We start from the raw sequence: 12,301 nt of genomic DNA on the forward strand, positions 1-12,301 counted from the left end.
CGGGGACGACCGGAGCGTCAGTCCGAGCTGGGCGCCGGATACCAACGCCCCGGTCGTACGTCCGTGGGTGCGGGGTACAGGACCAGCGGCCGGTCGTGCTCCCCACACCCTCAGGCCGCGGACGGATCCCTGGGCAGGATCACGGCACCACTACGATCTTTCGCCCCTCCCCGGCCGCGAAGCGCTCCAACGCGGCCGGGTAACTCTGCAGTGGCATCCGGTCACTGATGAAGACGTCCGGATCGAGCACGCCGGCCGCGAAGAGGTCCGCGGCGCGTTCGTAGCTGTGCAGGACCGCCATGGAGCCGGTGATGGTGATCTCCTGGTTATAGATCTTGTACGGCTCGATGGTGGCCCGGGTCGCGTAGTCGGACACCCCGAACTGCAGGAAGGTGCCCGCCTTCGCGACCCGACCGAGGCCGTCCTGGATGGCGGCGGCGTTACCGGTGGCGTCCACCACCAGGTCCCAGCCCTTCGGACGGTCCAGCTCGTCCGCGCTGGCCGCCGCGGCGGAGCAGCCGAGCGTGCGAGCGGTGGCGAGACGGTCCGCGTTGAGGTCCAGCATGTCGACGGCCGCGGCGCCGGTGCGCTTGGCCAGCTCGAGCATCATCAGGCCCATGGTGCCGGAACCGTAGATCAGCACGTGCGCGCCGAGTTGGCTGTTGAGCACGTCGTAACCCCGCACCGCGCAGGACAGCGGCTCGATGAGCGCGGCGTCCTGGGTGCGTACGTGCTCCGGCAGCCGCACGCAGTTGGCGACCGGGGCCACGGCGTACTCCGCCGCCCCGCCCTGGGTGGTGACGCCGATCGCCGACCAGCGGTCGCACAGGTTGTTGTGCCCGGTGCGGCAGTAACGGCACTCGAAGCAGTACAGCGAGGGGTCGACAGCCACCTGGTCGCCCACCGCCAGTTCGGTGACCTCGCTACCGATCCCGACGACCTCACCGGCGAACTCGTGCCCGGGGACCAGAGGCAGCGAGGGCGCGAACTCGCCCTGCAGGATGTGCAGGTCCGTACCACACAGCCCGCAGGCCGCCACATCGACGACGACCTCGCGTGGGCCGGGTGAGGGGTCCGGCACGGTGGTGATGCCGACCGTGCCGGGCGATTCCACGAGTGCGGCCTTCATTTGACTGCTCCTAGCGACAGGCCCTGGACGAGTTTGTCCTGGGCGGCGAAGCCGGCGGCGAGCACCGGCAGGGAAATGGCGAGCGAGGCGGCGCACACCTTGGCCAGGAACAGGCCCTGGCTGGTGATGAATCCGGTGAGGAAGACCGGAGCGGTCTGCGCGACGACACCGGTGAGAACTTTCGCGAAAAGCATCTCGTTCCAGCTGAAGATGAAACAGATCAACGCGGTCGCGGCCACGCCGGGGCCGGCGATCGGCGCGATCACCCGAAGCAGGATGGTCGGAAGCCGGGCGCCGTCGAGTTGCGCGGCCTCGATGAGCGAGACCGGTATCTCGGCGAGGAAGGACTGCAGCATCCACACCGCGATCGGCAGGTTCATCGAGGTGTAGAGGATGATCAGCAGCCAGATGTTGTCGAGCATGCCGACGTTCTTCGCGAAGAGGTAGACCGGCAACAGGCCGGCCACCACCGGCAGCATCTTCGTGGACAGGAAGAAGAAAAGCACGTCCCGCCACCTGGCGACCGGCCGGATCGACAGCGCGTACGCCGCCGGGAAGGCCAGCAACAGCACGAACACCGTGGAGAGCACGGACGCGGACATCGAGTTGGCCAGCGACGGCCACGGGCTGGCGCCGCCGTCCGCGCCGAAGAACGTGCGGTAGCTGTCCAGGGTGAGTGGCGCCCCCAGGGAGGGCGGGTTCGTGGCGGCGTCCGGTTCGGAGTGCAGTGAGGTGAGGACCATCCACGCCACGGGGAGGAAGAAGAGCACCCCCAGCAGCCACGCCAGCAGGCCCAGCGCGGCGTTCCGGCGACGGGCCCGGCGCAGCGGGGGCGGGGGTGGCGCGGCCTGCCGGGACGCGCGGCGTGTGGTGGCGGCCGGACTGCTGGCGGTCCGTGTCGCGGACGAGGGTTTCGGATCGGGGACCTGGGCCGCGGTCATCCTCGCGACACCTCCTCACTGAAGAGAGACGAGACGACGCGGAGGACGAAGGTGGCTATGACGATCGACCCGAGCACGACGAGCACGCCCGTGGCGGATGCCTCGCCGTACTCGTGCGCCTTGTAGAAGGTCTCGTAGATGGTGTACGGCAGGTTGGCGGTGCCAAGGCCGCCCTTGGTGATGGTGAACACCGCGTCGAAGTTCTGCACGATGTAGATGGAGCCGAGCAGCGCGCCGAGTTCCAGGTAGCGGCGCAGGTGCGGCAGGGTGAGGTAGCGGAAGACCTGCCAGTTGTTGGCACCGTCGAGGTGTGCCGCCTCGATCAGCTCGAGCGGGCGGCTCTGCAGCCCGGCGAGCACGATCAGCATCATGAACGGCGTCCACTGCCAGATCAACGCCGCCTCCACCGCCAGCAGCGGCATCTCCGAGGTCCACTCGGGCTGCGCCGGGTCCGCGATGCCGAACAGGCTGCCGAACCAGTTGAGAAGACCGTTGAACAGGCCGTACTCGGGGTTGAAGAGGGCGTGTTTCCACAACAACGCGGCGGCGACGGGCACGATCAGGAACGGCGCGATGAGCATGGTGCGTACGATCCCGCGACCCCGGAAGGTGCGGTCGAGCAGCAGTGCCAGCAGCAGGCCGAGCAGCAGGCTGGTGAGGACGACGGCCGCGGTGAGCACGGCGGTTGTCACCACCGACTCGCGTACGTCGGGATCACCGAGCACCGTGGCGTAGTTGCCGAGGCCGCTGAAGGCACGGTTGTCCGGGTGCAGCGAGTTCCAGTCGAAGAGAGAGGTCACCAGCGTCGCGGCGAACGGCAGTTGGGTGACGACGATCAGGAAGACCAGCGCGGGCAGCAGCGGGGCCCGGGTGGCCCACGCTTTGAGACCCCGCTCTTTGGCTCCCGGTTCGGTCCCTGGCTTCCGTGCCGGTGCCGGACGGTCAGTCTGGTCCGTGCCGGCCGACCGTGGGGCGGGCGGCCGGCTCGTGGTGGTGGACGTGGTCTGGGCGTCCGGAGTGCTGGGCTCTGGGGTCGTGGAGTCCGGGGTACTCGTCATTTCTGGTACTCCTCCGCCACTTCCTCGGCCAGCTTCTGCGAGGTCTCCAGCGCGTCGTCGACCGACTGCTGTCCCGCGATCGCGGCACTGATCTCCTGGGACACCTCCAAGCCGAGTTCGGTGAACTCCGGGATACCGACGAACTGAATGCCGGGGGCGGGCCTCTTCTGTATGCCCGGGTCATCCGGCTTGGTGTTGTCGATCGCTTCGTGGGTCACCTCGTGAAAGGCACTTGCCGCCTGCTGGTATTCGGGATTCCGATAGGTGGACTCGCGCTTCCCGGCAGGCACGTTGGACCAGCCCATCTTCTGACCGACCAGCTTCTCGTATTCCTTTCCGGACGCCCAGGAGATGAACTTCCACGCCTTGTCCGACTTGTCGGAGGCCTTCTGCATGGCCCAGGCCCAGGTGTACAGCCAGCCGGAACTCTCGGTCTTGTCAACGGGCGCGGGGACATAGCCGATCTTGCCCTTGACGGGCGACTTCGCCGCCTCCAGTGACCCCGCCCCGGCCGTCGCGTCGTACCACATCGCGGCCTTCCCCTGGGTCATGTTGTTGAGGCACTCGGCGTATCCGGACTGTGCCGCACCGGACTCCCCGTGTTTACGCACCAGATTGACGTAGAACTTGGTGGCCTTGGCGAATCCGCCGGAATCCAGCCTGGCTTCCCAGTTCTGGTCGAACCAGGTGCCGCCCATGGTGTTCACCATGCTCGTCAACGGCGCGATCAGTTCGCCCCAACCAGGCAGCCCGCGCAGGCAGATGCCGGCCATACCCTTCCGCGCGCCCTCCGCCTTCTTGGCCAGCTCGGCGACCTCCTGCCAGGTCGGGTTCTCGGGCATTCGCAGACCGAGCTTGCGGAAGATGTCCTTGCGATACATCAGGAAGGAGGACTCGCCGTAGAAGGGGGTGGCGTACGTGCCGCCGTCTCCGCCTTTCAGCGACTGCCGGATGGGCTGAAGTATGTCCTGCTGGTCGAACTTCTTGTCCTTCTCCATGTGCGGGTCCAGCTTCCGGAGCCAGTCGTTGTCCGCGTAGATCGGCGTTTCGTAGTTGCTGAGCGTGGCGACGTCGTACTGTCCGGCCTGGTTGGAGAAGTCCTGGCTGATCTTGTCCCGGACCTCGTTCTCCGGGAGCACTGTGAAGTTCACCTTGATTCCGGTTTCCTTGGTGAAGTGCCGGGCGGTCAACTTCTGCAGATCGACCATCTGAGGGTTGTTCACCATGAGTACGTTGATCGCGTTACTGTCCGATCCGGCCCCGCCGAATCCGGCACACCCGGACAGGAGGGTGCCGACCGTGGCGACCGCGATCAGTGCGCGGGTCGGATGTCTGCTCTGAGGGGGCATCTGCCGCTCCCGGTGTGGTAGGGGAAGGTCGTGCGTGGAACGAAGCGCTGAGCGTGGGTGGTGTGCGGATGAGGTGCGGTGTGACAACGTCGGACTGCGAATGTTCGGGATATTCGAAATGCTCGTGATCTTTCGGATGTTCGTGTTCGGTACGAGAGGGCGTGCGGCGCGTCAACGGGGCGGGGTCGGTGCGGCTACGGCACCGCTTCGGCCATGTCGGCGGCGTCTCCGGCTGTGTGGTGTCAGGTAGGCGACGACCGGGAACCTCGGCCCGCTCAGGCCCGGATGACCTGCGGTCCGCGGAGCGAGTAACGGTGTGCTTCGGTGGCGGGCAGCCCGGTGGAGGTCACCAGCGCGTCGAAGTCCCCCACGTCAGCGAACCGGCAGAAGCTCACCGCGGCGAACTTGGTGTGCATGCCGGCGAACACCCGGCGCCGCGCGGCCCGTAGCGCCTGGGACTTGACCTCGCTCACGGCCGGGTCCGGGGTCGTCAGCCCGTGTTCCCGGGAGATGCCGTTGGCTCCGATGAAGGCCAGATCGATGACGAACCCGGCGAGCATCTTGGTGGTCCAGTGGTCCACGGTAGCCAGCGTCCCGCCCCGGACCCGGCCGCCGAGCAGCAGCACGGTGAAACCATCGGTCTCCGCGAGCGCGCCCGCCGCGGTCAGCGAGGTGGTCACGATGGTCAGTTGGCGGTCGCGCGGTAGTGCCTCCGCGATGAGCTGTGGGGTGTAGCCCTCGTCGATGAACACCGTCTCGGCCTCTCCCAGGAGGCCTACCGCGGCCGCCGCGATCCGACGTTTCTCCGGGACGTGCATGGTCGTACGAAACGCCAGCGTGGTCTCGAATCCGGCGCTCTCCACCGGGTAGGCACCGCCGTGTGTGCGCCGCAGCAGCCCGTGTGATTCCAGGACCCGCAGATCGCGGCGGACCGTCTCCCGGGCGACACCCAGCTCGACGGCAAGCTCGCTGACGTCGACCGTACCTTCCCGACGGGCCGTGCTGACGATCTCCCGCTGCCGTTCCTCGGCGCTCATTCTCCGCCTCGCCTCCTTGCCGTACGGGCACCGATTTGCCCGAACGGGCCCGTGTGGAGAGTTGTACATCCAGAGGAACACCGCGAATAGGCTCGTGGGCCCACTGATCGTGCCCGGTTGGGCCCGTTCACGGGCTCCCCAGGGAAGCAGTTGATAGCGGTGAGAAGGATTTCGCGGAGGGGCGCCGAGGCCCGTTTCGGACCGGTGCATGACCGTTCGGTGACCGCCACGCTGTCAGCGGTCACCGACGCGGGGAGCGGGCTGCTGGCAGGACCGATACCTGGCCAACCGCCGAACTCCGAGCACGTAGGTCCTCTGACCTGTACAGCTGCCTGACGGACGAGGCCCCGAACCATCCGATCCGGCCCAGCCCGAAGTGGATCGTCCACGCGCCGGAGCACAGTCCCGCGCCGGGTCCAGGCCCTGGCCGGTACGAGCCGAGCCAGCCCAAGCCGGACGGTCTGATACTCCGGCCAGTCTCCTGAGTCAGGCCGGACGCATCCGAAACTCGTACTGCTCCGGTATCGGTTCGGAGGTCAGCTCCGCCCAGGTGGTGTTCAGAATCTCGTCGCCCTCCCGGAGGTCATCCACCTCGAAGCCCTCGTCGAAAACGGCCCGTGCGGCCTGCGGCTCGCCCTCCGCTATCAGCACCCGCGCGTCCAACAGTCGGCAGCGCCCCCGGGAGCGTTCCTCAGCGGGAAGCAGATCGAGGGCTTCCCGTGCTTCGGCGGGACGCTCCGCCGCGAGCAGTATCGGCACGGCCTCCCGCACCATCGCGGCCCGTGCCCCTCCGTCGCTCACCAACCGCAGCGCGGCCAGGATCCGGTCGGCGGCACGCTGTGGGTACAAGCCGGTCGCCGCGTCGTACGCGTCCGCCAAAGCCAGACAGCGCAGCGCCCAGGGGTTCTCACCGGCGGCACAGGAGCGCTCCCAACTGCGCACCGCCTGGGCGTGATCACCAGCGTGCCATTGGGCGACTCCGAGGTGATAGTCGGTCAGCGTGCCGGAGGGCGCGCACTCCAACTGGTCCCGCCAGGCGGCGGAAACCAGGGTGGGGCCCGGTGGGACGGAGCCCACGGCGTCACCGACCGGCAACCGTCCGGTCGTCAGAAGCGTGAGCCAGGATTCCTGCTCCGCTCCCAGGAGTTCCTCTCCGAAGGGCGTGCCCGGCAACTGATAGCCGCCCCGTGCCGCTTCGAGGGCACCCCAGCCGGAGCCCGTGGCCAGGAGCGGTCCCGGCCCGGTGTCCGCGCACGAGAGCCAAGCGTCGTACGCCGCCTGCACATCGGCGCGTGGCAGTGCCCGTTGGAGTCGGTCGGCGACATGGGTGCTGGCCGCGCTCCAGTCGTCTCCGTGCACCGCGTCCGGATCGGCACGCAGCGGACCGTAGGCCTCCAGCCAGGCGAACTCCTCCCCCGCGTCCAAGGGGACGTGTTCGAGCTGGGTGCGGGCGAGGCCCGCCTGAATCTCGGCGTATCCCTCGGTGTCGGGCGCGGTGAGCCATTGCTGCCACCGACGGCCCCCGGGGCCGTGGCCCCACACGAACAGCTTGCGCCCGCGCAGCAGGTCGGTCGAGGTCTGCACGAGACCCTCACCGTGTTCGTCGAGCGAGGCGATCCACTTGCGGGACTCGAACGGCACCTCGTAGAAGTAGTCGGCCGGATACTCACTGCGCAGCGGGTAACTGCGGTCCGCGCCACGCCAGTAGGGCACGGGGATCCGGCTCAGACTGCGCTCGTAGCCGAAGTGCCAGGTCTCCTCCGCCGGCACCAGCACGCGGGTGGTCTCCCGTTCCGGGACGGCGATGTTCGACCACCAGTACACCGGGACGGTGTGATCGTGCGGGTTACGAATCCGGGCACCGACATGGAGGAAGTCGGAGCCCTCGGGCAACCACAGGTCGACCTGGAACGGGGTGTCGCGGAGCCGCTCCCACTCCCACAGCCGCAGCATCTCGCCACCGTCTGGCGCGGGCACCACGGCGGCGTGCACGGGCGCGCAGGAGAGGGTGGTGTGTCCGGTGGCGCCGATGTTCCACTCGATACCGCCGGAGAACCAGGCGTCGTTCAAGGCGAAGTTCGCCGGCTGGAACACCGGGTTCGTATAGAGGAGTTCCCGCTCGGTGGGCTTGTGGTAGAGCGAGTGGACGCGGCCACCGAGACCAGGCAACACGGTGACGCGCAGGCGATCGCTCTCCACGATCAGCGTGGGCAGCTCCATGGCGGCACGCTGCCGACCGTACCCGTCCTGGAGGCGGGTGGGCAGCACCGACCGCACCGGTGCGTATCCCACCTGCCGCGCCATGTCGCGCGGCAGCTGGGCGCGTTCGCTGTCCTCGATGGTGTGCATCTCGTCCAACGGAAGCAGGGGCGGAAGGGGACTCTCCGGCCCCACCGGCGCGCCGGGCAGGGTCAGGCTGCTGCTGCGTACGGTCGTGCTGCCCACGGTGCCTCGCTCTCTCACACGGGCCACCGCCGCCCGGTGTCCCCGATGACCATGGAACACGGTCGCCGGCTGGTTGAACAGAGCCTGTGGACAGCCCGGCAGGCCGATCACACAAAGGTCCGAGTCCATTACCCGAACGGTCGTCGAGCTGGCAGGATGACCGGCATGGCGCACGATCGGATACCAGCCTCGCTCCCCGTGGCGACCACCATGCGGCGGCACGCCAGCGGCCGGGCGTGGCTGGCCGAACTGCCGGCGATGATCTCCGACTTCGTGGAGCGCTGGGAGCTGCGGCTGGGTCTCCCCTTCCACGGCGGGAGCTGTTCCTGGGCGGCACCGGCCTGGCGGCGCGACGAGGCCGAACCGCTGGTGTTCAAGATCACCTGGCCGCATCCGGAGGCCACGAGCGAGGGCATGAGCCTGCGGAACTGGTCGGGCCGCGGTGCCGTACGCGTACTCGCGCACGACGCCGAGCGGTACGCCCTGCTGCTGGAGCGCTGCACTCCTGGTACGCCCCTCGCACGCACCCATGGAACGCCCGCCGAGGAGCGGCTGGCCTGCGCGGCCGACGTGCTACGGACCCTGTGGAGCGTCCTCCCGCCGGGGACTGGGCGCGCGGACACGTACACCGAGGTGCCAACTCCCGCCGCGACGAGCGCGGCATGCAGAACGGCCGCGCCAGGTACGACAGCCGCGCCCCCGGCAACCGCGCCGTACGGCGTGCCGCCGTTGGCCCGGATCACCGCGGAGTGGGCGGACATCGCGGAAGAACGAGCGCACCGGGTCTGGCCCGATGGAATCGACCCCGGACTGTTCGCCCTGGCCGCCGAACTCATGCGGAAGCTGCCGGAGTCCGCGGAGCACACCGTCCTGTTGCACGGCGACTTCAATCCCGGAAACGTACTGGCCGCGCGGCGCAGCCCCTGGCTGGCCATCGACCCGAAGCCGATGACCGGCGACCCGGCCTTCGACCCGTGGCCGCTGATCGAGCAGGTGGACGCCCCGTTCGCCTACCCGGAGCCGCGCGGGGTGCTGCTCCGACGCACTGCGATGCTGGCGGAACTCCTCGGGCAGGACGTGTCGCGGCTACGCGCCTGGACGGTCGTCCGGCACCTGGAACATGCCCTGTGGTCCGTGGTCGAGGACGACGACATGCGCCGGAGCATCTCGCTGATGCGGCAGTCCCGGGTGCTGGCGGACGTCGCCGGGCTCTGATCCGGCCGCGCGCGGCGGCGGGGCGGCAGTCCTCCGGTTGCGGGCTCGTACCAGCGCGGGACGATGGTGTCAGGCCTGAGAGCACACCCGTACCAGGAGGTACGTCATGACCACGGCCGCAGAAATCATGCACACCGGCGCACGGTGGATACCCGCCACCGAGACGCTGGACCGTGCCGCCCAGCTCATGCGACGACTCGACGTGGGGGCACTGCCCGTGAGTGACAGCGATGAGCGACTGTGCGGCATGCTCACCGACCGGGACATCGTGGTCGGCTGTGTGGCGCACGGACACGATCCGTCCCACATGACCGCGGGTGACCTGTCCAAGGGCACCCCACGGTGGATCGAGAGCACCGCCGACGTGGGCACCGTACTAGAGGAGATGCAGACCCACCGGATTCGGCGACTTCCGGTGATCGAGAACAAGCGTCTGGTGGGCATCATCAGCGAGGCCGACCTCGCCCAGCACCTGTCCGATCAGCAACGCGCCCGCTTCATGGAAGGGGTGTACGCCTGACCGTCGGCTGCCGCTCGGCGATGCACGGCAGTGTTGGCCTCCGCCCAGACGAGCGTCACTCGCCTGTCGCCCCGTCGGCCAACTCGCGTACGACATCGAGTTGGCCGACATGGCGTGCGTACTCCTGTAGCAGGTGACAAAGAATCCAGCCGAGGGTGGGCGGCTGCTGGTCCGGGGGGAACCGGCCACCACACGCGGCCCGGTCCAGCAACTCCGCCCCGTTCACGATGGTGCGGGAGCGGGCACACCGGGCCTCGAAGCGGTCCAGCACCTCCTGGACGGACAGCGCGGCCGGGACCTGCCAACGACCGTCAGGGCCGTGGTCCGCCCACGGGTCGGTGAGGGGACGTGCCTCAAAGCCCCACTCCAGCCAGCGTCGCTCCACGTGCGTCAGATGCCACACCAGCTCCAGTGGCGACCAGCGCGAGGGCAGTCTGCTGCGGCGCAGCTCCGACTCCGGCGGCCCCTCGGTCTTCGCCCTCAGGGTCGCGCGGTAGTAGTCGAGCTGAGCGGCCAGCAGATCTTTGGGGTCAGCGAGGTCGTAGCTTGGCAGGTCCCGGGGCTGCGTGCTCATTCCGTCAGCTCCAACGCTGGTACGTCCTGCCGGTTCAGTCCGAACACCCTGTCATACAGCGCGAGTTCCGCTTCCACGGCGCGGACGATGCTGTCCGCCCGCCGGAAGCCGTGTCCTTCGCCCTCGAAGGTCAGATAGGCGTGCGGAGCACCGCTGCCCGTGGTGACCTTGTCGAGGAAGCGTTCGCACTGGACCGGCGGGCAGATGACGTCATCGAGCCCCTGCAACAGGAGGAACGGGACACTGACCCGCTCCGCGTGTGCGGCGGGTGAGCGGTCACGGTAACGCGCACGCTGCTCGGCGAGCGGCCCGACGAGGGACTCCAGATACTGGGACTCGAAGTCGTGGGTCTCGCCCTCCGCCCATCCCTCCAGGTCGAGGATCGGGTAGGAGATGGTGCCGCAGGCGTACACACCCTCGGTGTCGGGGGAGGTGAGGGAGGCAGCGCTGGTCCAGCCGCCCGCGCTGCCGCCGCGGATCGCGATTCGCTCCGGGTCGGCGACACCCTCGGCCGCCAGGGCACGGGCCGCGGTGGCGCAGTCCATCACGTCCACCACTCCCCACTGTTCCCGCAGCCGGTTGCGGTACTCCCGGCCGTACCCGGTGGAGCCGCCGTAGTTCACCTCGACGACGCCGATGCCGCGGGAGGTGAAGTAGGCGATCTCCAGGTCGAGTACGAGCGGCGAACGGCTGGTCGGGCCACCGTGGACCCACACGGCGTACGGCGGGAGCTCGCCCTCGGGCGCCACAAGCTCCGGGTGCCGGGGCGGGTAGAGGTTACCGTGCACCTCCCGCCCGTCCGGCCCGCGGAAGACACGGACCTGCGGCTGCGGATAGTAGTCGGGGTGCACGGCGTCCTGGTGCGGGCGCGCGATCACCCGACCGTGGCCGTCCCTGGTGTCCAACTCGACGATCTCGTGGCCGCGCTGCGCTCCGGCGGCGATTCCGACGACTCTGCTGCCGGACACCGCCAGGGACGCGGACCACTCGGTCCAGGGACCGGGCATGTCCACGACCTCGCCGCCGTCCGGGTCCAGTACTCCGAGGACCATCCCGCCCTGGCCGTGCAGCACCGCGACCAGACCGCTGAGGAGCGGCACGAACCAGCGGTAACCGATCCGCCACAGGCCGCCGGCGAACTCCTCGGCACACGGGCACAGATTGACGGCCGTGTCACCGTCCGGTTCGAGACGGTGCAGGTTCCACCAGCCCGTGCGGTCGGAGGCGAACAGCAACGAGCCGTCCGCGGCCCACTCCACCTGCGCCACGGACTCCTCCGTGCCGCCGGCCACCGTACGCACCCGAAGGAAACCGCCGTCCGCGTCGACCTCGGCGAGTCGAAGCAGTGTGCCGTCCCAGGGCATTGAGGGGTGGTCCCAGGCCAGCCAGGCCGCCTGTCGACCGTCCGGCGAGAATCGCGGGCCGGTGAGGAACCGGTGCGTCGCCGGGGTCAGTTCACGGACACCACCGCGGTCCTCGGCCGCCGAGCCGTCCAGCGGCACCGACACCGGGAGCCGGCGCAGCTCCGTCGGGCCCTCGCCGGTGAACTCCTCCAGCACGCAGGTCACGTCACCCTGCTCAGGCCGCACGACCGGGTCGCACCAGCGCAGCCCCTCCCCCACGGCGGAGAGCGGGGTCAGTGGCCAGGGCTCGGTCGCCGGGTCGTCCGGAGCGAAGGCGTAGAGCCGCTGGTCGGCGAAGTGTGTGAAGACCACCAACGGTCCTCCCGTGGGACGTTCGACGCCGGCCCACGGCAATCCGCCATACTCGATCATCCGGTTGCGGACGTTCCACGGGGCGGGCAGCACCGACTCGGCCGGTTGCTCACGGTCCTCCCGCAGCCGCATCAGCGCACGCCGGCCGCCCTCCTGCGGCCGGGGCTCGGTCCACCACACCTCGGCGCCGACCGCGCCCAGATACTCCGGGCTGCCGTCGTGTGCGGCGACGAGTGCCGCATCGACGGGTGAGTGCCAGGTGCCGTACGGAGCCTCGGTGTTCGCCATGGGCTGGGTTCCTCCCGGTGCCGGATGTCA

10 protein-coding genes are annotated in these 12,301 nt (G+C 69.1%); 2 read left to right on the forward strand and 8 right to left on the reverse strand.

Annotation, left to right across the window (positions count from 1 at the left end):
* Window positions 1-139 precede the first annotated feature (139 nt).
* The 6 genes from AN216_RS08255 to AN216_RS08280 all read right to left on the reverse strand — a co-directional run bounded on the left by AN216_RS08255 (window position 140) and on the right by AN216_RS08280 (window position 7,959).
* Window positions 140-1,129 carry a zinc-dependent alcohol dehydrogenase family protein gene (locus tag AN216_RS08255; RefSeq protein ID WP_070195940.1) on the reverse strand — a complete coding sequence of 330 codons (990 nt, stop codon included), beginning with the start codon at window positions 1,127-1,129 and terminating at the stop codon, window positions 140-142.
* Complete coding sequence (locus AN216_RS08260; RefSeq protein ID WP_079166389.1) at window positions 1,126-2,070, reverse strand: carbohydrate ABC transporter permease; 945 nt, start codon at window positions 2,068-2,070, stop codon at window positions 1,126-1,128. Before AN216_RS08260 ends, AN216_RS08255 begins: the two co-directional genes overlap by 4 nt.
* On the reverse strand, window positions 2,067-3,128 hold the full coding sequence (locus tag AN216_RS08265) for a carbohydrate ABC transporter permease (protein WP_070195941.1): 1,062 nt from the start codon (window positions 3,126-3,128) through the stop codon (window positions 2,067-2,069). Before AN216_RS08265 ends, AN216_RS08260 begins: the two co-directional genes overlap by 4 nt.
* Window positions 3,125-4,477 carry an ABC transporter substrate-binding protein gene (locus AN216_RS08270; protein ID WP_070195942.1) on the reverse strand — a complete coding sequence of 451 codons (1,353 nt, stop codon included), beginning with the start codon at window positions 4,475-4,477 and terminating at the stop codon, window positions 3,125-3,127. The genes AN216_RS08265 and AN216_RS08270 overlap by 4 nt, the downstream gene beginning before the upstream one ends.
* Window positions 4,478-4,752: 275 nt before the next feature.
* The gene (locus AN216_RS08275; RefSeq protein ID WP_070195943.1) at window positions 4,753-5,514 is read right to left on the reverse strand and encodes a DeoR/GlpR family DNA-binding transcription regulator; all 762 of its coding nucleotides are present in this window, start codon (window positions 5,512-5,514) and stop codon (window positions 4,753-4,755) included.
* A gap of 486 nt (window positions 5,515-6,000) precedes the next feature.
* Window positions 6,001-7,959 carry a DUF5107 domain-containing protein gene (locus AN216_RS08280; protein ID WP_070196117.1) on the reverse strand — a complete coding sequence of 653 codons (1,959 nt, stop codon included), beginning with the start codon at window positions 7,957-7,959 and terminating at the stop codon, window positions 6,001-6,003.
* 165 nt (window positions 7,960-8,124) lie between these two features.
* On the opposite strand from AN216_RS08280, the gene AN216_RS08285 reads away from it, so the two are divergent.
* Window positions 8,125-9,174, forward strand: coding sequence for an aminoglycoside phosphotransferase family protein (locus AN216_RS08285; protein ID WP_070195944.1), 1,050 nt, complete (start codon window positions 8,125-8,127; stop codon window positions 9,172-9,174).
* 106 nt (window positions 9,175-9,280) lie between these two features.
* Window positions 9,281-9,694 (forward strand): CBS domain-containing protein, encoded by a 414-nt coding sequence (locus tag AN216_RS08290; RefSeq protein WP_070195945.1) that lies wholly within the window; start codon window positions 9,281-9,283, stop codon window positions 9,692-9,694.
* A 55-nt stretch (window positions 9,695-9,749) separates the two neighbouring features.
* Here the strand turns inward: AN216_RS08290 and AN216_RS08295 are convergent, their stop codons facing one another.
* Both AN216_RS08295 and AN216_RS08300 read right to left on the reverse strand, forming a co-directional pair.
* Window positions 9,750-10,268 carry a DinB family protein gene (locus tag AN216_RS08295; protein ID WP_070195946.1) on the reverse strand — a complete coding sequence of 173 codons (519 nt, stop codon included), beginning with the start codon at window positions 10,266-10,268 and terminating at the stop codon, window positions 9,750-9,752.
* Entirely contained in the window at window positions 10,265-12,271 is a 2,007-nt protein-coding gene (locus AN216_RS08300) for a prolyl oligopeptidase family serine peptidase (RefSeq protein WP_070195947.1), read from the reverse strand. Before AN216_RS08300 ends, AN216_RS08295 begins: the two co-directional genes overlap by 4 nt.
* Window positions 12,272-12,301 lie beyond the last annotated feature (30 nt).

It is taken from the genome of Streptomyces oceani (assembly GCF_001751245.1).
GTDB classification, from domain to species: Bacteria; Actinomycetota; Actinomycetes; order Streptomycetales; family Streptomycetaceae; genus Streptomyces; species Streptomyces oceani.